The sequence below is a fragment of the Halococcus sp. IIIV-5B genome, from assembly GCF_003602035.1.
Classification (GTDB): Archaea; Halobacteriota; Halobacteria; order Halobacteriales; family Halococcaceae; genus Halococcus; species Halococcus salsus.
Genome location: NZ_QZWE01000001.1, coordinates 34163 through 53877, shown reverse-complemented (window position 1 = coordinate 53877; position 19715 = coordinate 34163). Strand labels below are relative to the sequence as shown.

14 protein-coding genes are annotated in these 19715 nt (G+C 63.2%); 9 read left to right on the top strand and 5 right to left on the bottom strand.

The genetic code is table 11. The features are described 5' to 3' along the window. The first annotated feature begins 81 nt into the window (after positions 1–81). A complete protein-coding gene (locus D3261_RS00215) occupies positions 82–1701 on the top strand; it encodes a DUF4394 domain-containing protein (RefSeq protein WP_120067620.1) in 1620 nt (539 codons plus the stop codon). Positions 1702–1788: 87 nt separating this feature from the next. Here D3261_RS00215 and D3261_RS00210 read toward each other — a convergent pair whose 3' ends face one another. Beyond that, complete coding sequence (locus D3261_RS00210) at positions 1789–2160, bottom strand: hypothetical protein (RefSeq protein ID WP_233553779.1); 372 nt, start codon at positions 2158–2160, stop codon at positions 1789–1791. Between the two features lie 136 nt (positions 2161–2296). Between D3261_RS00210 and D3261_RS00205 the strand changes: the two genes are divergently transcribed. Next, entirely contained in the window at positions 2297–3058 is a 762-nt protein-coding gene (locus D3261_RS00205) for a CDP-alcohol phosphatidyltransferase family protein (protein WP_120067616.1), read from the top strand. Between the two features lie 81 nt (positions 3059–3139). On the opposite strand, the gene D3261_RS00200 is transcribed toward D3261_RS00205, so the two are convergent. Beyond that, positions 3140–3454 carry a hypothetical protein gene (locus D3261_RS00200; RefSeq protein WP_120067614.1) on the bottom strand — a complete coding sequence of 105 codons (315 nt, stop codon included), beginning with the start codon at positions 3452–3454 and terminating at the stop codon, positions 3140–3142. Between the two features lie 331 nt (positions 3455–3785). Between D3261_RS00200 and solA the strand changes: the two genes are divergently transcribed. The 3 genes from solA (at position 3786) to glyA (ending at position 6980) form a co-directional block, all read left to right on the top strand. Then, the gene (solA, locus tag D3261_RS00195; RefSeq protein ID WP_120067613.1) at positions 3786–4928 is read left to right on the top strand and encodes an N-methyl-L-tryptophan oxidase; all 1143 of its coding nucleotides are present in this window, start codon (positions 3786–3788) and stop codon (positions 4926–4928) included. A 192-nt stretch (positions 4929–5120) separates the two neighbouring features. Beyond that, positions 5121–5537: a Rid family detoxifying hydrolase gene (locus tag D3261_RS00190; RefSeq protein WP_120067611.1), complete on the top strand. Its 417-nt coding sequence runs from the start codon at positions 5121–5123 to the stop codon at positions 5535–5537. A gap of 195 nt (positions 5538–5732) precedes the next feature. After that, positions 5733–6980: a serine hydroxymethyltransferase gene (gene glyA, locus D3261_RS00185; protein ID WP_120067609.1), complete on the top strand. Its 1248-nt coding sequence runs from the start codon at positions 5733–5735 to the stop codon at positions 6978–6980. Positions 6981–7033: 53 nt separating this feature from the next. On the opposite strand, the gene D3261_RS00180 is transcribed toward glyA, so the two are convergent. Further along, on the bottom strand, positions 7034–8035 hold the full coding sequence (locus tag D3261_RS00180) for a formyltetrahydrofolate deformylase (RefSeq protein WP_120067607.1): 1002 nt from the start codon (positions 8033–8035) through the stop codon (positions 7034–7036). A gap of 550 nt (positions 8036–8585) precedes the next feature. Between D3261_RS00180 and D3261_RS00175 the strand changes: the two genes are divergently transcribed. Both D3261_RS00175 and folP read left to right on the top strand, forming a co-directional pair. Further along, positions 8586–9230: a helix-turn-helix domain-containing protein gene (locus D3261_RS00175; RefSeq protein ID WP_120067606.1), complete on the top strand. Its 645-nt coding sequence runs from the start codon at positions 8586–8588 to the stop codon at positions 9228–9230. Positions 9231–9415: 185 nt separating this feature from the next. Beyond that, the gene (folP, locus tag D3261_RS00170) at positions 9416–11860 is read left to right on the top strand and encodes a dihydropteroate synthase (RefSeq protein ID WP_120067604.1); all 2445 of its coding nucleotides are present in this window, start codon (positions 9416–9418) and stop codon (positions 11858–11860) included. A 145-nt stretch (positions 11861–12005) separates the two neighbouring features. On the opposite strand, the gene D3261_RS00165 is transcribed toward folP, so the two are convergent. After that, entirely contained in the window at positions 12006–13382 is a 1377-nt protein-coding gene (locus tag D3261_RS00165) for an aminomethyl transferase family protein (RefSeq protein ID WP_120067602.1), read from the bottom strand. Positions 13383–13616: 234 nt separating this feature from the next. Further along, positions 13617–14477 (bottom strand): methylenetetrahydrofolate reductase, encoded by an 861-nt coding sequence (locus D3261_RS00160; RefSeq protein ID WP_120067600.1) that lies wholly within the window; start codon positions 14475–14477, stop codon positions 13617–13619. Between the two features lie 332 nt (positions 14478–14809). On the opposite strand from D3261_RS00160, the gene D3261_RS00155 reads away from it, so the two are divergent. Together D3261_RS00155 and D3261_RS00150 are read left to right on the top strand one after the other, a co-directional pair. After that, positions 14810–17311 (top strand): FAD-dependent oxidoreductase, encoded by a 2502-nt coding sequence (locus D3261_RS00155; protein ID WP_120067598.1) that lies wholly within the window; start codon positions 14810–14812, stop codon positions 17309–17311. A gap of 596 nt (positions 17312–17907) precedes the next feature. Continuing rightward, positions 17908–19632 (top strand): BCCT family transporter, encoded by a 1725-nt coding sequence (locus D3261_RS00150; protein WP_120068186.1) that lies wholly within the window; start codon positions 17908–17910, stop codon positions 19630–19632. Positions 19633–19715: the final 83 nt, after the last annotated feature.

Below are 19715 nucleotides of genomic sequence, written 5' to 3'. Positions count from 1 at the left end.
GAACGTTCGGTGTGATATTGGACGGTCTTCGGAATAGACATTAAAGGCGGTCGTTCGATTGGATTCTTGGTGGCATCACCAATGGATTCAGAAGAGACCATCCCGGAACGTATCGAAGCGGGCGAGAGCTTCGCCGACCTCGGCGAGTTCCAGTTCGACGACGCGGCTCACGAAGGGGACGACGTCGACCGCGAGAACGAGACGACGACGGACCTCCTCACTCGCGTCGGCGGCGCCCTCGACCGGCGCTCGTTCATGAGCAACACCGCGAAAGTCGGTGTCGGGGCGATCGCCCTCGGTTCGCTCGGGGCCGGAACGGCTGCCGCGGACCACGAACCCCCCGTCTACGGCTTCACGCTCGTCCCCGCCGAAGGAGACGGCAACGGCGATGCGAACATGGAGCACGCGGTCGCGCTGGTCGCCCAGGACGACGGCACCGCGAACGCGCTCGTTCCCGTCGACCTCGAATCGGGCGAGATCTGGACGGACAAGGCCAGCCGAATCGACGGCGTCAGCGGCGAGAGCCTGCTCGTCGGTATCGACTACCGGCCTTCGGACGAGATGCTCTACGCGCTGGACGAGAACGGCACGCTCTACACCATCGAGATGCCGAGCAAGGCCGGCAAGTCCGTCTCGGCCTCCAGCGTCGGATCGGCGGACTACCCGGACACGGACCTCATCGACGGCGTCGGGTTCGACTTCAATCCGGTCGCGGACGCGATCCGGGTCGTCACCACCGACGGCGACAGCTTCGTCACGAGTGCCGACGACGGCTCCATCGTTCGTCAGGACCCCGACGCCTTCTACATGGACGGCGACGACAACGAAGGCACGACGCCACAGCTCAGTGCTGCCGGCTACACCAACAGCGTCCCCGACCCGAGCGCGACGATGCTGTACGACATCGACAGCGACCTCGACGTGCTCGTCCAGCAGGACGCCGACCCCGACTCCGATACGACCAGCGGGCTGACCACCATCGGTGGCCTCGGTATCGACGCCAACGCCGTCAACGGCTTCGATATCTCCGGTACCGATGGGGCGGCCTACGCGCTGCTCGCGGTCGACGGGGAGACGAAACTCTACCGCATCGACCTCGAAGTCGGCTCGGCCATGCCGGTCGCCGAGGAGGATATGGGTGATGGTGGTATGGGTGGAATGGGTGGCGGGAACGTCACCGACGTCGACATCCTGAACTTCGCGCTCGCGCTCGAACACCTCGAGGCCGCCTACTACAACGAGTTCCTCAGCAACCACTCCGAAAGCGACGTCGAGCGTGCCGACGCCATCGGCAAGCAGTTCGCGGACCCGCAGCTCCGCTTTGCGACCTACCAGGAGATCAGCTCGATCCGGGACCACGAGGAGGCCCACGTCGAGGCACTCACGCAGACGATCCAGGACCTCGGCGGGACGCCGGTCGAACCCGCCGAGTACGCGTTCCCCTACGATTCGATGGAGGAGTTCGTGAAGCTCTCGGCGCGCGTCGAAGCGGTCGGAACCTCGGCGTACGCGGGTGCCGGCCCGCTCATCGAGAACGACGACGTGGTCGCTGCCGCGCTGTCGATCCACTCGGTCGAAGCGCGCCACACGAGCTGGTTCCGGGCGCTCATTCCCGGGAGCTCGATGCCGAACGCCTTCGACATGGCACGGAACATGGACCAGGTCCTCGGTATCGTCAACCCGCTGATCGTCTCCGAATAACCGACCCGCTCGACTATTTTTGCTGGTCAAAGTGCTGTCGTTCGCTCGGACGGTCGCATAGCCTGCATTTCTCACAGCGATCGAACGTTACGGGTTTCGGTCGATCAGCACCACGAGCAGTGCAACGAACACGACCTGTGCGAGTTTGACGATTCCACTGAGGCCCACGAGTTCTGAAACCTCGATCCCGTTCAGCAGGAAATACAGCACGAACAGCAGGACGTTGTAGACTATCCCCACGCTGTAGACGAGACGTCGGCGATAATCGACGAGCACGAGAACGACTGCCCCGAAGTACCCCAGTCCCGCGAGACAGAACGCGATACCGAAAGCGCCGGGTAATCCTCCGAGACCCAAGGCGAGGTAGACGACTCCCAAGAGGACCGCCAGGGCGCTTCCGACCCAGTCCAGCGTCCCCATTGAGCCCCGCTGGAATCGTGGTCCGGACTCCGGTGACATGCGTCAACTTCCGTCCCCTCCGTAATAGCGCTTCGTTTCATCCCGCTTTTGATAAATGGCGCCCCGATATCCCCGGAACGAGTTATTTTATGGTTGGCACTCCTGATTCTGCCAACCGGTCTCTCTCGGTTGTCGCATGAGCGATGGATACGACAGGATAGCGCGGGGACGACTCCGTCGACAGTGGGCACTCGTTGCCGTCGTTGCGATCATCGGAACGGCGACCGGTTGCACGGTTCTCGGCGGCTGGTGGACGCCGGCCTACGGCATACGATGGGGCCTGATGACGGCCGGGGTGGTAACGTACGAGCTGTGGCTTCTCCGACGATACCTAGTCGAGAACCGACGAACGGACGACGGGCAGTTGCGGGACACGCTCGGTGTCGCTACAGCCGCGACGTTGACACGGGGTGGCGCGCTCGCCGCGCTCGCCGGTTTCCTCGTCGTTCCCGAACCGACGGGTTACGCGCTGTGGCTTCCGTGGGGTCTCTATACGGTCGCAGTGGCGCTCGATTGGATCGATGGCCGGCTCGCACGTCGGGTCGGAACGGAGAGCCTCCTCGGGGCGAAGCTCGACACCGAATTCGACGCCCTCGGTCTGCTCGTCGCTGGAGTGCTCGGTCTCTCGTACGGTGTGCTGCCACCGTGGTATCTCGTCGTCGGCTTCGCCCGACCCGCCTATCTCGGCGGGTTGTGGCTGCATCGTCGGCGAGGCGGTGCGGTGGGAACGCTGCCGGAGAGCGGTCGTCGACGACAGCTCGCTGGCTTGCAGATGGGTGTATGTAGCGTGGCACTTCTCCCCCTAGCTACTCCATCGACTTCGATCGTCCTGTCGACGGTCGTGATGGTGCCGTTCGTCGCCTTGTTCGCCCGCGATTTCCTCGCCGTTCTGGAGTGATGCCGCAGCATTCGAGTGTGATGCTGTGAGGACACCACCGAAGAGAAAAGCACCTCCTTCACACCGGTTTGGGGGCTCTCACTAACGCAATCCGACCCACTCCAGCCGCTCGGGGTCGTCACCAGTGGCGTTACAGACCAATACGGACCGCGACTTCTCTCCGTCACGAGCATCGATGTGAACGTGGAATTGAAGATCGCCCGCTATGATCTCGTCGAGGAACGCCGTTGCCCGATCGGACTCGCTGACGAGTTCACCCCGAACGTCCATTCCGACCCGCACGGAACCCGGTTCGAGACGAACGGTGATGGCATCGTGAAGAACGATATCGCCGTCCGGTCGGTCCATGGTCCGAAGGACGATACGGTCGCCGGTTCGTGAACTGTAGGTCTTCATCGAACGCCTTCCGTACCTGCTTCGACTTCGGTGACCGGATCCTCGCCGGAACGGTTGGCCGTCGCCGAGACGAGAGACGCTTGCATTTCGTCGGTAAGTAGGGCGAGTAGTCCCTTCACTCGTTCGAAGTGGCGTACTCAGATCCGTTTTTAGCTCTTCAGTAGGGTACCGCTCCCTCGATTCGAGTTTCGACAGTAGATATGTCCGTAGGCTGTACAGTGTGGTACCGAAGGATTCGATTCGCCGAACCAGCACGTTGGGGACGAGGAAGGGATAAACGGGCGTGCTATTCCATCCAAAGAGTAATACCTCGATGAGAGAACCCCTCGATATGAGCGGTACCGACGGAAAATACGATGCCATCGTCGTCGGCGTCGGTGGAATGGGAAGTGCGGCCGCGTACCACCTCGCACATCGAGGGCAGGACGTCCTGGGATTGGAGCGGTACGATATTCCCCACACGAACGGCTCCTCGCACGGGATCACACGTATCATCCGGCGAGCGTACTACGAGCATCCCTCCTACGTCCCCCTCATCGAGCGTGCCTACGACCTCTGGGATGGCCTCGAAGAGGAGTCGGGTCGGTCCATCATTCATCGGACGGGCTCTATCGACGCCGGGCCGCCCGACGACCCGGTGTTCGAGGGCTCGTTGCGGTCGTGCAAGGAACACGATATCCCACACGAGGTCCTCACGAGCGCGGAGCTCACGGACCGATTCCCCGGCTATCGGCTTCCGGAGGGACACAAAGCACTCTATCAGGAGGATGGGGGATTCGTCGTTCCGGAGCAAGCGATCGTCGCCCACACCCAGGCTGCACAGGCGGCCGGTGCCGAGATTCACGCTCGCACACGGGTCCACGGCTGGACCGAGACACCCGACGGCGGTGTCCGGGTCGAAACCGACCGTGGGAGCTACGAGGCGAACGACTTGGTTCTCGCCGCGGGCGCGTGGAACTACAAGCTCGCCGACGCTCTCGACGGGCTCGCCGTTCCGGAACGACAGGTGCTCTCCTGGTTCCAGCCGACGTCCCCGGCGCTGTTTCAGCCGGATACCTTCCCCGTGTGGAACCTGTCCGTCCCCGAAGGCCGGTTCTACGGGTTCCCGGTCCACGACGTTCCGGGCATGAAGCTGGGGAGGTATCATCACCGGGACGAGCAGATCGATCCGGACGAGTGGGAGCGCGACCCCAACGCCGAGGACGAACGTGTCCTCCGGGAGTTCGCCGAACGGTACTTCCCGGAAGGAACCGGATCGACGATGGGGCTCGCGACCTGTATGTTCACCAATTCGCCGGACGAACACTTCATCATCGACTCGCTCCCGAACCACCCACAGGTAACCGTCGCGGCCGGGTTTTCCGGTCACGGGTTCAAGTTCGCGAGCGTCATCGGCGAGATACTCGCCGACCTCACGGTCGACGACGAGACGGACCACCCGATCGATATGTTCCGCTTGAGCAGATTCGACTAGAGAGACGGCGGTCGGCCCAACAGCAGGACCTCCCTTCTCGCGCTCTACGAACGCGTTCGGGTCCGTATCCGAATCCACAGCTGCGAACGCTGGAAACGGCGAATATCGCGAGCGATTCGTTCGTATTTTCACTTAACGACCTGCGTATCGACAGACCGAGATTTAAGCCATCACTCCAGCAGTCAACGGAGTGTGAAGCGCACCGTCAACACCGACGACGCACCGGCGGCCGTCGGCGCTTACAGCCAGGCGACCGTCGCCAACGGACTCGTGTTCGTCTCCGGTCAACTCCCGTTGACGACCGATGGAGAACTCATGGCGGACGAACCGGTCGGCGAACAGACCCGTCGAAGCCTCGAGAACGTGCGGGCGGTCCTCGCCGCCGAGAACCTCGGTATGGAGGATATCGTCAAAACGACGATCTTCCTCGACGACATCGACGAGTTCGAGGCGATGAACGGCGTGTACAGTGACTTCTTCACCGAGGCCCCTCCCGCTCGAAGCGCCGTCGAGGCGGGTAACGTGCCGAAGGGTGCAGGAGTGGAGATCGAAGCGATCGCGGCGAGCGACGCTTCCGGATCGGACGATGCCTCAAATCGGATGGAGTGAGCGTGTCCTCTCCTCACACTCGACCGTTTCGAGAGACGGTTCACAGTCGAATACGTCCCGAAAGCAGCTGGGAGTACTCACGCCATTCAGAGATACCCAGGGAGCGGCAGAGATGAATCCCGGAAAGAACGGACGAGACCTTGCGACACCCCGACGAACCGATGCAGGGAGACGACGACCAGCCTCAACTCGACCATGAACTACGAAATCGTCCGCGAGACGAACCCCGCGATCGCGGACACACTGCAGGAAGAACGGAAGCGACAGAACGACTCCCTCTCGATGATCGCCTCCGAGAATCACGTCTCGGAGGCCGTCATGGAGGCACAGAGCTCCGAGCTCACGAACAAGTACGCCGAGGGATACCCGGGTGCGCGCTACTACGGTGGCTGTGAGTTCGCCGACGAGGTCGAAACGCGGGCCATCGAGTACGCGGAAGAACTCTGGGGGGCCGACCACGTCAACGTCCAGCCCCATTCGGGGTCGCAGGCGAACATGAGCGTGTATCTCGCGGTGTTGGAGCCGGGGGACACGATCCTCTCGCTCGACCTGAACCACGGTGGGCACCTCTCGCACGGCCACCCGGCGAACTTCGCGGGGCAGATATACGACGTCGAGCAGTACGAGGTGAACCCGGAAACCGGCTACATCGACTACGACGAACTACACGAGACCGCGGAACGCGTCGAGCCGGACATCGTCGTCTCGGGGTACTCCGCATATCCTCGCGAGGTCGAATTCGAACGGGTTCAGGCGGCGGCGAACGCCGTCGGGGCGTACCACCTCGCCGACATCGCCCACATCACCGGCTTGGTCGCCGCCGGCGTCCACTCCTCTCCCGTGGGCATCGCCGATTTCGTCACCGGCTCGACGCACAAGACGATCCGCGCCGGCCGTGGTGGGATCGTCATGTGTGGCGAAGAACACGCCGACGCCATCGATAGCGCGGTGTTCCCCGGGACGCAGGGTGGGCCGGCGATGCACAACATCGCCGGAAAGGCCGTCGGTTTCGGCGAGGCACTGGAGCCGGCGTTCGAGGCGTACGCCGAACAAACCGTCTCCAACGCGAAAGCGCTCGGCGACCGGTTACAGGAACACGGCCTCTCGCTCGTCTCGGGTGGGACCGACAACCACCTCGTCCTAGTGGATCTGCGTCCTTCCCATCCGAACACGACGGGCAAGGATGTGGAGGCGGCGCTCGAAGCGGCCGGTATCGTTCTCAACGCGAACACCGTTCCCGGGGAAACCCGCTCCCCGTTCGATCCGTCGGGTATTCGAGCCGGGACACCGGGGCTCACCACCCGGGGCTTCGAGGAGGAAGACTGCCGTGAGGTGGCGGACCTCATCAGCGAGGTCGTCGACGCTCCCGACGACGAAGCCGTGGTCAGCGCGACTCGCGACCGAGTCGACGACCTGACCGACTCACATCCCCTCTACACCTGAGAGCGACCCGAACGAAAGACAGATCGGCGTACGACCGCTGCGTTGCGGACGATCTAGCTGTCCGCGCTCGCTTTCTTCTCGACGTGCCCCTCGACGTACCGGTCGTGACCGTCCACCGGCCCGTCGGGGTTGAGACGTTCAACGCGCTCGGGAATGCCGAGCTGTGTCGTGGTCTCCTCCGGGTTCCGCAGTTCCGTTCGACCACGGTGGACGGAGACCCCTTGGTCGAGGTGCAGCTCGATGGCGTCGGTCAGCGCCTCGGCTTCGAGGGGTTGGCCGCGTTCTTCGAGTTCCCTCTCCGTGGGGTCGTGCGGCACGTTGAACGCTCGCTGGGTGAGTATCGGTCCCTGGTCGAGGTCGGTCGTGACGTAGTGCGCCGTCACACCCGCGATACGAACGCCCTTCTCGATCGCCTGGGAGTACGCCGAAGCGCCGGGGAAGGCGGGCAGCAGGCTCGGGTGGACGTTGATGATGCGGTTTCGGTAGCGGAAGACGACCTTGGGCGAGAGGATCCGAATGTAGCGGGCGAGAGCGAGGAGGTCGATGTCGTAGTTGTCGAGGTGGTGCAGTAACTCGTCCTCGTCCGGAACCCCCTTCTCGTCGCCGATGTCGTGGAACGGGACACCGTGTTCGGTGGCGAGGGGTTCGAGGTCGCTGTGGTTTCCGATGACGACCCCGATCTCCGCACCGAGGTCGTCGTTTCCCGCCTTCTCCAAGAGCGCTTCGAGACAGTGACTCTCCTTTGTCACGAGAATCGCAATCGATCGGGTTTCGGTACGGTTCGGGAACCAGACCTGGACATCCACGTCGAGGTCGTCTCCGAGACCGTCGAGGTCGTCGCGTAAGCGTGCTTGCGAGACCGTCATCTCGGACGTGTCCGCGTACAAGCTCATCCGAAAGATCCCGTCCTGAACCGCCTGGTCCAGCTCTTCGACGTTGACCGCCTGCTCGGAGAGGTATGCCGTTACCTCCGTGATGATCCCCGTATCGTCGTCGCCGACGACGGTTATCTCCGTGAGCATCTCCGAACTGGCGTGGTCCCGTGGCAGACGCATTACCCGATCGGTGAAACATCACTTCCAAAACAGTTCAGGTGTATATGTGGTGCTGTTTATGCTCGTATTCGCTACCATTGCTCCGAAACGGCGACCGCTTCCCGCCTCTCTCTTCGACGACACGTACTCCAAGCCGATTCCAGCGAACGACGTGAACGACACATCCGAAGAGGCCCCCACTCGGCGACTGAGACCACTGCAGATCATCGAATCCGCTCGCGATGGAAGCGGTGAAAAGTCCAGAATTCGCTCGTAGGGGGCTGTCATCCCCCAGAGACGTTCATCTTGCGATTGAGAATTCGGCGTGGGGTAAAGGTATAAGTCCCCCCGGAGACACGACTACAGGCATCTTGATGAGTACTGTGTTATCGAGCGTCGTTGATGGATCGAACGACGGGCGTCGACGTTACGGTCCGGATCGTCCGGTGGGCCCACGGAGTACGTGGAGACGCGCTGGTGACGGGGCTATGAAAGCGCGTGTCAACGTTCATCGCAGCCAACACGGGATCGAGGACGGAACCGACGGGCTCCGTACCGGGAGGAACGGATCATGAGCGTCATCGCGCTGGTACACGTCGCCCACCCGGACCTCGCGCTGTCGCCGACGATACGGGCGAACCCCGAGACCACGATCCGTGTCATGCCACAGGCGGCGACCGACCCCGAGACGGACCTCTTTTTCTTCTTCGTCGAGCAGGACGACGGGTCCGTGGAGTCCGCGTTCGAATCGGACCACACCGTCGCCGAGTGGGAGACGATAGCTAGCTCCGAGTCCGGGTCGGTCTATCAACTTCAGCACACGCCGGAGACGATACTCCTCTCCCCGAAGACGTTCGAGCTGGGTGGGCTGATGCGTGAAGCCACGAGTGACTCGACTGGGTGGACCCTTCGGCTCCAGTTCCAGAACCGAAAGGACATCTCGGACCTGTGGGGGTTCTGTGAGGAGAGCGACATCTCGTTCGAGCTGCAGCGGATATTCCGCCACCAACCGTGGAACAGTTCGGACCTGACGACCCTCACCGACCCACAGCTCGAGACGTTGCTCACGGCCTACGAGGAGGGATACTTCGAGGAGCCTCGACAGATCTCGCTGGAGGGGTTGGCCGAGAAGCTCGACATCTCGCCGACGGCCGTCGGTGGTCGCCTCCGTCGTGGTGTCGCCGCGCTTCTCGAAACGACCCTCATCGAGGAGTGAACGATCCCTGCGGTCGAGCCACTAGCCTTCTGGCTTCCCTGATGTGCTTCGCACCACCCGAGACACGGCAGCCACTCGGGTCCGACCGTGGCCCGCCTGGGATGGACGAAACCGAGCAACGTCATTAAAAAGCGTTTATATACTCGGAGCGGACTTTTTGACGACGTCCCTCCCAGACCAGGGAGATGGAGTACTACGTCGCGAGAAACGCTTTGGAACGGCTACGCCGGGTTCGCCCGAAGCTGGGGACGGCGACGACGGCTACCCTGCTCGACTCCCTCGACAATCCCCACGAGGGGATGACTGCCGTACAGATCGCCGGGTCGAACGGGAAAGGAAGCACGGCCCGCGTTCTGGAACGGATCCTCGACGAAGCGGGGCTCGACGTCGGTCTCTACACCTCCCCGGACCTGAGCGACCTTCGCGAGCGGATCCGGGTTCGGGGGCGAAAGATCCCGAAGTCGGCGGTGGGACGCTTCGTGGAGCGGGTCTGGCCGCACGTAACCGAGATGTCGGTCGAGGACGACGCACCGACGTTCTTTGAGACCTTCACGGCCCTCGCGCTCTGGTACTTCGACCGAAAGGAGGTCGACGTGGCCATCCTCGAGGTCGGGATCGGTGGCCGATACGACGCGACGAGCGTCGTCGACCCGGTGGCGGCGGCTGTGACGTCGGTGAGCCTCGAACACACGGACATCCTCGGCGACACGGTCGAGGCGATCGCTCGTGACCAGGTACAGATCGCTCCGTCGGACGTGCGTCTCGTGACTGGAGCGACCGGGAGCGCACTCGAAGCGATCGAAGCGGAAACGGAGACCGTCACCGTCGGAAGCGAGGGGGCGGATGTCGTCGCGAGCGAGACGGGGATGGTCTCGAGGACGGAGTCCCGTGTCTCGCTCGTCGGCTCGGATTGGGACGTTCGAACGCCGACGCCGTTGCTCGGGGATCACCAGGCGATAAACGCCGGCATCGCCGCGACGCTCGCACGGCAGGTCGGAAACTACCTCGGAACGACGGTCGGTGAATCGACCATCGAGAGCGGTATCCGAAACGTTCACTGGCCGGGTCGATTCGAGGTCATGCGCCACGGCCCACTCGTGGTCCTCGATGGGGCACACAACCCGGACGCCACCGAAAAGCTCGCGACCCTCCTGGATCGGTTCGAGTACGACGACCTGTATCTGGTGTTCGGGGCGATGCGGGACAAGGACCATCGACGCGTCTGTCGCTCCCTTCCCTCGACGGACCGAGCGTTCCTCGCCGAACCCGCCGTCGACCGCTCGCAGGGACTGGACACCCTCGCCGGCGTCTTCCGACGCGAGACCGACGCGGACGTCGTGAAGCGGGATTCGATCCGGGCTGCACTCGATTCGGCCATCCACGCTGCCGGTCCCGACGATTGCGTCGTGACGACGGGTTCGTTGTACGCCGTCGCCGAGGCCCGTGACCGGTGGACGCGAACGACGACGCGGCTCCCGACGAGTTCAACGAGGCGCGCTCGGTCGGCACTGAGAAATTCGGACGTACCGACGAAAGAGCGGGACGAACACGTCGACCGACTCGTCCATCGCACCCTTCGAATACAGGTCCGGCGCGAGGAGGCCGCTACCCTCGAGAAGGTCATGATCTCGATCGGCGGTTCGTGTGCCGTCTCCGGCGTTCTCGATCACGAACAGATCAGTGTGGTTCTCTCGGGGAGTCGCAGTCACTTTCGGAGGCTCGTTCGGCGACTGCGTGACCGGGGCGAGGGAGCTCTCGCTACGGAGTTGAGCGGGGCCCTCGAACTCGACTCCGGGGTCGGAGGGGATACCGCGGGAACCGCCAGCGGATACCCCTGGGACGAGGAAACGACGGTCATGGGGATCCTGAACGTGACACCGGATTCGTTTCACGACGGTGGCGACTATCGAGCCGTTCAGTCCGCGGTCGACCGGGCCGAGGGGATGGTCGCGGCCGGAGCGGGGATCGTGGACGTGGGTGGGGAGTCCACTCGACCGGGAGCCGAGCCGGTTTCGGCCGCCAGGGAACGCGACCGTGTCCTCCCGGTCATCGAGCAACTCGACGACCTCGATGCGTTGATATCGATCGATACGCGGAAGCCAACCGTCGCCGAGGCGGCGTTGGAGGCCGGCGCGGACCTGGTGAACGACGTGACCGGGCTCGAAGACGCCGCGATGCGTCGCGTGGTCGCCGACTTCGACGTTCCAGCCGTGCTGATGCACAGCCTCTCGGCACCCGTCGACCCCGACCATCGGTACGCGTACGACGACGTGGTACACGACGTACTGGAAGACCTCACCGAACGCGTTCTGCTTGCCGAGCGGGCGGGTATCGACCGTTCGAACCTCATCGTCGACCCCGGGCTCGGCTTCGGGAAGAGTAGAGCGGAAAGCTTTGCCCTACTCGACCGGCTGGACGAGTTCCGAGCGCTGGGGACCTCCCTCATGATCGGCCACTCCCAGAAGTCGATGTTCGAACCTGCGGGAACCGATCCCGACGACCGCCTCGTGCCGACCGTCGCTGCGACGGCGTTGGCGGTCGACCGTGGTGTCGACATCGTCCGTGTCCACGAGGTGGCCGAGAACGCCGCTGCCATCGCCACCGCGGAAGACACGTTACGGACGGACTGACTGTCCCTCTTTCCCAAAGACAGGATTCTCCCGTTCGAGCTTGAAGCTCCATCGCCCTTGCACTTCGAGGGGTTCGAGACCACGAAAGAATCGTCGAACCCGCTTGCGGTGCGGGGAAGTCGACGAGGTTACTCGCGGGCGGACGTTACTCGCTCGCTTCCTGTTTGGCACTGAGCTTGGCCTGCTCGCGCGCGCTCAGGTTCACCGACTCCTTGAACGGCACTTCGGCGACCATGGCGAACACCGGTTCTCCCGGTTCTTCGGCGTACTCGTCGGGGAGGTGGACCTCGAACTCGGTGTTTATTTCGCCGTCGTAGACCTCCCGGATATCACCGTCGAGCTTTTCGGCCGGGACGTGCGCCAGCGCGATGTTGGTTTCGAGTTCGGGGTTGTACCACGCCGACGTGACGTAGCCACACTCCTCGCCCGTCTCGGGGTCCGAGACCAGCCAGAAGTCCGAGGGGTAGTCCCGGATCGGTTCACCGCCGAGTTTGAGCCCCACCATCTTCTGTGTGAAGGGGTACTCGCCGTTCTCGACCATCTCCTGTTGGCGTTCGAGTTCCTCCTTGCCGACGTAATCGGCGTCCTTGTCGTCCGGGACTTGGTATTCGAGGTTGACCTGGAAGGGCGAGGTCTCGTGGTCAAGGTCCTGGCCCCACGAGAGGATACCCGCGGCGATGCGGCGCTGGTGGCCCGGCGCGATAACCATGCCGTCGTGGTCTTTCACCGTCTCGGCGACCGGGTCCCAGACGGCGTCCGCGTTCTTCGTCGCATCGGTCACGTAGATCTCGTAGCCTTTCTCGCCCGAGAACCCGGTCTGGCTGATCAGGATATCACAGCCGTTGACCTCGGCTGCCATCAGCCCGTAGTAGGGCACGTCGCTCACGGCGTCGCCGACGAGCTCCCGCATCACGTCCTCGGAGAGGGGGCCCTGGATCTGCATCGGTGCGACGTCGATCTCGTCGATCTCGACGTCGTAGTCCTCGCCGACGTTGACGCCCTGGAGCCACTGCATCAGGGTCGAATCCGAGATCGAAAACCAGAACTCGTCCTCCTCAGGGCGAAGGAGCACCGGGTCGTTCAGAACGCCACCGTCCTCGTTGCAGAGGATGACGTACTTGCCGGCCATCACGTCGATGTCGGTCGCGTCCCGCGTGATGACGTAGTTGACGAAGGCTTCGGCGTCGGGGCCCTTCACGCGGATCTGGCGTTCGACCGCCACATCCCAGAGGGTCACACGGTTGACGAGGGCGTCGTGTTCGACGCTGGTGCCGCCCTCTTCGGGTTCGACGTAGCCACGCGGGTGATAGATGCGGTTGTAGACCGTCGCGCGCCACGCGCCCTCCTCGCCGAAGGACTTGTGGAAGAACGGCGACTTTCGAACACGGGTCGAGACCAGCATCTCGATACCCGGGTCGCCGGACTGGCGCAGGTTTCGCGGGACGGTTCGGTCCGATTGGTCGACGTTCGGATGGTTCGGATGCGATTCGTCTTCCCTACTCGCCGGTTGGTTCTCCGACATCGCCTGTGAATCCCGCTGCACGGAGCATAAGATCAATAGTTAAAGAAGACACCCCTTTATCACCTGCCCCCCGCCGCGCGGATAGGTAGACGATCTACGGAATCGTCGATCCACACCCGAGATGTATTCGGTTCGAGGGGATGTTCCCTCCTGAATTGAAATTCGATTCGACGATAAAACGGATCGTAACCGAACCCTTTGGGCTTTCTACCGAGGCTCTCGTACTGATACTGGTTATTGGTTCAAAGCCCCCCATCGCCAGGACTCGGTGTCGGATGTCTGATTGAAGGTGTAGATGTGGACGCCCCGAATACCGTATTCGGGGTCGGTAGCGTACGGTGTGAGCCCTTCGATGAGGTCGTCGGGGGTGTACTTGCCGCGTGACTCGACGAGTTGCCGAACGAAGCCGACGATACCGGTCGTTTTCTTCAGAAAGCGGACGGAATCGCCGACGCCGACCTTCTGTGAGATGCTCAGCAACCGTTGGTACTTCATGACCCCCGGTATGCCGACCTCGATGGGGAGGTCGACGCCACGACCTCGAACTTCCTCTATCCACTCGATGACGGCGTCGGGGTCGTAGCAGAGCTGGGTCACGATGTACGTCGCGAACGGTGCCTTCTTCTCCATCGCTTCGGCTAGGACTCGATCCGAGAGGAAGTCGTGCCCCTCCGGATATCCGGTGATCCCCACCTCTTCGAACGAGTATTCGATGTCGGACAGCGCGGTCAGGAGTTCGTATGCCGAGTCGAACTCCCCCGCCGGTTCCTCACGGTCGCCACCCGGAACGAAGATGTCCGTGACGCCAGCCTCGGTGAGACGGCGAGCGATCTCGGTCAGGTGGTCCTCGTCCCGCACGTACCGCGCGGCGATGTGCGGACTCACGTCGAACCCGCGCGCAGCGGCCATCTCGGCCTGCTCGACCGTCGCGTCGAGACCGAGCTGCGGCGACGTGGTGATGGCGATGGTCGCCCCTTCCGGCAGGTGTTCTAGCTGTCCTTCGAAGCTCTCGAAGGGCATCAACTCGAATCGAGGACCGGTGAGCAACTCGTCGGTCACCTCGGCCGCCGTACTGGAGTGGCTTTCGACGGACATCGTTCACGCCTCCTCCGCTGTCGTGGAGGGTCCCGTCTCGTCTCCGTTTTGCGCTGTCAGAGCGGCGAACATGGGAAATCAATCATCTTTGCCGTCGGTTAGTAGTTCGTCGCCATAACCGAACCCCTATAAGTCAAATTCGGTCGTCTCACAGCATCCCTTCAGTACCGGTGCCGGCTCATGCTGTTGGGTCGTCGCTTCGTCGTGTTGTGTGATTCCGAACTCTCTCCCCCACCACTGTACTCACCTCGGGCATCGACCACCCCCGTCTACTAAACGGCTCCAATAACTCACCCGGTTGTTTATCATAGACGGCGGAGCGATAACGAAGTATGGGTAGAGACGATACCGTACCCGAGCGGGCTGGAACCGTCGTCGTGGGAGCGGGCTGTGTCGGCTGTTCGGCGGCGTATCACCTCGCCGAGCAAGGTCGGGAGGACGTGGTCGTGGTGGACCAGGGGCCGCTGTTCGAGACCGGCGGCTCGACCTCGCACGCACCGGGATTGGTGTATCAGACCTCCGGCGGGAAGATGATGAGCCACATGGCTGCGTACACGCGTGACCTCTACTACGACCTCGATAGCTATCGCATGTCGGGTGGGATCGAGGTCGCGTACACCGAGGACCGGTGGGACCACCTGAAGCGAAAACGCGAGTGGGGCCAGTCCTACGGGTTCGACGGTGGCGAACTCCTCTCGCCAGCCGAGACGGCCGAGCGCGTTCCGCAGATAGACGAGGAGGTCATTCACGGTGGGTACTACCTCCCGACGGACGGGAAAGCGCACGCCGTCGATGCCTCCCGGGAGATGGCCGAACGCGCTCGCGACGCCGGGCACGAGTTCTACGGGAACACGCTCGTCACCGACATCGAGACCGAAAACGGGGCGGTCGAGGCGGTCGTCACCGAGGACGGTCCGATCGCCTGTGACGAGGTTCTGGTGGCCACGAACATCTGGGGGCCGCTGTTCGGCGAGATGGTCGATACCGATATCCCGCTCGTCCCGTGCTCACACCAGTACCTCGTGAGCGAGCCGTTGGAGGAGCTCGCCGGGGCCGAACGGGAGATCGAACAGCCACTCCTCCGACATCAGGACTTCTCCGAGTACTTCCGCCAGCACGGCGAATCGTACGGTGTCGGGTCGTACAACCACGAACCGCTGCTCGTGGATCCGGCGGACATCTACGGACCGGAGAAGCTCGACGACCTCGGGCTCGAATATCCCTCGCTTCGGGAGTTCACGGCCGAGCACTTCTACGAGAACACCCATCCCGACCACGAGAAATCAGCCTACGACGCTGCCCGCGAACTCGTGCCGGCGTTCGACGACTGTGACTGGGAGAAACAGATCAACGGTATGTTCTGCTTCACGCCGGACGGGATGCCGATCCTCGGTCCCGACGAGGGCACCGAGGGACTCTGGTGGTCGCTCGCCATCTGGGTGACGCAGTCCGGCGGCGCGGGGAGCGTCGTCGCCGAGTGGATGGAGAACGGTGTCCCGCGGCTCGACGGCGACCGGATCGACGCCACCCCCGCTCACATCAGCCGATTCCAGCCCCACGCGGGGAGTCGGGAGTTCACGTACGGTCGGGGGGCCCAACAGTATCGAGAGGTCTACCAGCTCATCCATCCCCGTGAGCAACCGATGGACCAACGCACGCTCCGACGGAGCCCGTTCTACGACCGACAGGACGAACTGGGGGCTGAGTTCTACGACACCAACGGCTGGGAGGTCCCGCAGTGGTACGAGACGAACGAGTCACTCCTCGACGAGTACGACGTTCCCGACCGGTCGGGCTGGATCGGCCGGAACTGGTCGAAGGCCCAGGGGGTCGAACACCAAGCGGTCCGTGACCGGGTCGCGATGTTCGACATGACCACCTTCACCGGGATCGAGGTCGAAGGCGAGGGAGCGATGGAGTTCCTGCAGGGCCTCCTCACCAACGACATGGACGTCTCGGTCGGTCGAATGCGCTATGCGGCGATGCTGAACGAGGACGGCGGGATCCTCGCGGACATAACCGCTGCACGGCTCGGCTCGGACCGGTATCTCCTGACGACGGGCGGTGGCAACTCCGCGACGATCCACTCCCGGTGGATCAAAGACCACGCGCCCGAGGACGTCTCGGTCACGGTCCACGATTCGAGCCGGTCGGGTATCGGTGTCTGGGGCCCACGGGCCCGAGAGCTCCTCGAACCGCTCGTCGAAACGGACCTCTCCAACGACGGGTTCCCGTTCTACTCGGTGCGCGAGACGTATCTTGAGGATATCCCCGTGACGATGCTTCGGCTGTCGTACGCTGGCGAGCTCGGGTGGGAGATCTACACACCGACGGAGTACGGCGCACGACTCTGGGATATCGTCTGGGAAGCGGGCCAGGAGCACGATATCGTCCCGATGGGCTGGGAAGCGCTCGACTCCACGAGCCTCGAGAAGGGCTACCGGCTCTGGGGTAGCGACGTCACCCCCGAGTACAACCCTTACGAGGCCAACATCGGCTTCGCCGTCGACACCGACACCGAGTTCATCGGGAAGGAGGCGATCCTCGAGGCACGGGACGAGGGTATCGACCAGCAACTCGTCCCCCTCACGCTCGACGAGACGGGGGTGGTCGTCGACTCGGGGCATCCGATCTTCGACGGTGAGGAGGTTCTCGGCTACGGATGCCGCGCCGACTACGGCTACACCATCGACGCCGGCATCGTGTATGCGTACCTGCCGACCGACTACGCAGAGCCGGGGACGTCGGTCGAAGTGAGCTACGAAAACGAACGGTATCGCGCGACGGTCGAGAGCGAGCCGCTGTTCGACCCGGACATGGAGCGGATGCGGTAAGCAGGGAGCGAATGCGATAGGAAGCGAACCGCGAGCGGTCTACCCCCACCCTCCTCGTTCGCCCGGTATGCACGCTCCCGAGGGTGGGGGTTCCCGTTCGTAGGGCGTGTTTACGTTCTCCGGACCAGTGTAGCGTACGAACACCAGCCGCCCCGGTATTGCTCTGGAGTGACCCGCTCCTCCCTTCGAGGATCTACGTCCCCGGATCTTGCGTCACGTTCGCGGTTCGGCCGCTCTCCACCCGGTCTTCACATCCGCAGCGTCGTACGGAACTTCGCGGTCTTTCCCCGTTCATCCGGACGTGCAGTCGGCGGCTCTCATTTAAACACCGCCGGCTATTGTCAGTAATTTTTATAACGTGCTGTGCGAACCGGGATCACGAGTATAATCATCAATCGATACATCCCCACGACTAGGCCACCTCGGGAGAACTCGAGGTCCTGAGCCGGGCAAGATGTTGTCATCAAACAAAGCAATGATATACAAATCGAGTTCTGGACACCCATCGTTCGGAGACGGGTCGCATCGAACAGGAAATAGAGCGTATTTGGAGCGGGAACGTGGCCGACGCTGAAGGGAGCGAGACGAGCGGTGAGATGTCCGAGGGGCTCCAGGTGGAGCTCTTCCATCCCGATTCGGACCGCGAACCCGGCGACACCAACTATCAGGGCTTCGGCTTCGACGTTCATCCGGTGGTGTTCCCCGTCGCGCTGGCGGTCATCGTGGTGTTCGTGGCGGCGACGATACTGCTCGGCGGCCAGGCATCGGCGGCCTACGAGTGGCTCTTCAACGGGATCAACGCCTACTTCGGTTGGCTCTACATCCTGCTCGTCACCCTGTTCATCCTCGTCGTGGGGTACTTCGCGGTGAGCAAGTACGGCCAGATCCGGATCGGTGGCGTCGAGGCCGAACCCGAGTTCAGCCGATTCTCGTGGATGGCGATGCTGTTCAGCGCCGGCATGGGGATCGGGCTGATGTTCTACAGCGTCGCCGAACCGATGTACTTCTTCGATGGGATCCCACCCTTCTTCGCGGGGAGCGCCCAGGCCGGCACCGCCGCTGCCGGGGGCCCCGCGCTCGCCCAGACCTTCTTCCACTGGGGGCTCCACCCGTGGGGGATCTACGCGCTCGTGGGGCTCGGTCTCGCGTTCTTCTCGTTCAATCGGGGGCTGCCACTCACGTTTCGGTCGATCTTCTGGCCGGTGCTGGGCGAGCGGATCTACGGCTGGCCGGGTCACGTCATCGACCTCCTCTCGGTATTCGCGACCCTCTTCGGGCTCTCGACCTCGCTCGGGCTGGGCGTCGCCCAAGTGAACCAGGGGCTCGACGTCGTGGCGGGGTCGCTGTTCGGTGCCGGCGTGCCGACCGGGACCACCTCACAGATCGTGCTCATCGCCGTGATAACGCTGATCGCGACCGCGTCGGTCGCCGCCGGGCTCGACGACGGTGTCAGACGCCTGAGCACGGTCAACCTCTATCTCATGCTCCTCATGCTGGGTTTCCTCATCGTCGTCGGACCGACGCTCTACATCTTCAAGGGGCTCGTCAACGGTCTCGGTACCTACTTCGTCAACCTACCTGGATTGAGCCTCTACACAGGAGCGTTCGCAGGCCAGTCCGCACAGGACTTCCTCGGTGGCTGGACGATCTTCTACTGGGGCTGGTGGATCTCCTGGTCGCCGTTCGTGGGGATGTTCATCGCACGGATCTCGAAGGGCCGGACGGTTCGCGAGTTCGTTGCCGGGGTGCTCGTGTTGCCCTCGCTGTTCTCGTTCCTCTGGCTCTCGGCGTTCGGCGGGAGCGCGCTGTTCGCCCAGCTCGGTGGCGGCGGCATCCTGGCCGCACTCTCGAACCAGGGGCAAGCCATCGCGATGTTCTCGATGCTCTCCCAGTACCCGTTCGGGGCGGCCGCATCGGTTCTCGCGACGCTCCTCGTTGTCACCTTCTTCGTTACGTCCTCGGATTCGGGTTCGTTGGTGATCGACCACCTCACTTCCGGCGGGAAACACGACGTCCCGAAGGTCCAGCGGATCTTCTGGGCGCTCACCGAGGGGCTCGTCGCGGCGGTGTTGCTCTACGCCGGCGGTCTCGGTGCGCTCCAGACCGCCGCGGTCACGACCGGGCTTCCGTTCGCCGTGGTCCTCCTCGTGATGTGCTATACGGTCTATCTCGGGCTCAAGAACGAGTACGAGATCCTCGAATCGGAAGCGTTCCGGGACTACATCGAGGAGATCCGCGACGACGAGGACATGGCCGTGACCTCCTCGGGTGACGACGTCGTCACCGACGTCTCGGACGAGAGCGCGACGACCGACGACTGAGAGGATTTCTATGGTCCTTCGCTCGGCTCACATCGGATCGCCGATTCGACCGGCTTCGAACGTGACGCGAGTGCCGACAGAAG

Excerpts from the sequence above, each read along its gene's own strand:
- D3261_RS00215 (WP_120067620.1), top strand. The coding sequence starts at position 82 with ATGGATTCAGAAGAGACCATCCCGGAACGTATCGAAGCGGGCGAGAGC.
- D3261_RS00210 (WP_233553779.1), bottom strand. The coding sequence starts at position 2,160 with ATGTCACCGGAGTCCGGACCACGATTCCAGCGGGGCTCAATGGGGACG.
- D3261_RS00205 (WP_120067616.1), top strand. The coding sequence starts at position 2,297 with ATGAGCGATGGATACGACAGGATAGCGCGGGGACGACTCCGTCGACAG.
- D3261_RS00200 (WP_120067614.1), bottom strand. The coding sequence starts at position 3,454 with ATGAAGACCTACAGTTCACGAACCGGCGACCGTATCGTCCTTCGGACC.
- solA (WP_120067613.1), top strand. The coding sequence starts at position 3,786 with ATGAGCGGTACCGACGGAAAATACGATGCCATCGTCGTCGGCGTCGGT.
- glyA (WP_120067609.1), top strand. The coding sequence starts at position 5,733 with ATGAACTACGAAATCGTCCGCGAGACGAACCCCGCGATCGCGGACACA.
- D3261_RS00180 (WP_120067607.1), bottom strand. The coding sequence starts at position 8,035 with ATGCGTCTGCCACGGGACCACGCCAGTTCGGAGATGCTCACGGAGATA.
- D3261_RS00175 (WP_120067606.1), top strand. The coding sequence starts at position 8,586 with ATGAGCGTCATCGCGCTGGTACACGTCGCCCACCCGGACCTCGCGCTG.
- folP (WP_120067604.1), top strand. The coding sequence starts at position 9,416 with ATGGAGTACTACGTCGCGAGAAACGCTTTGGAACGGCTACGCCGGGTT.
- D3261_RS00165 (WP_120067602.1), bottom strand. The coding sequence starts at position 13,382 with ATGTCGGAGAACCAACCGGCGAGTAGGGAAGACGAATCGCATCCGAAC.
- D3261_RS00160 (WP_120067600.1), bottom strand. The coding sequence starts at position 14,477 with ATGTCCGTCGAAAGCCACTCCAGTACGGCGGCCGAGGTGACCGACGAG.
- D3261_RS00155 (WP_120067598.1), top strand. The coding sequence starts at position 14,810 with ATGGGTAGAGACGATACCGTACCCGAGCGGGCTGGAACCGTCGTCGTG.
- D3261_RS00150 (WP_120068186.1), top strand. The coding sequence starts at position 17,908 with ATGTCCGAGGGGCTCCAGGTGGAGCTCTTCCATCCCGATTCGGACCGC.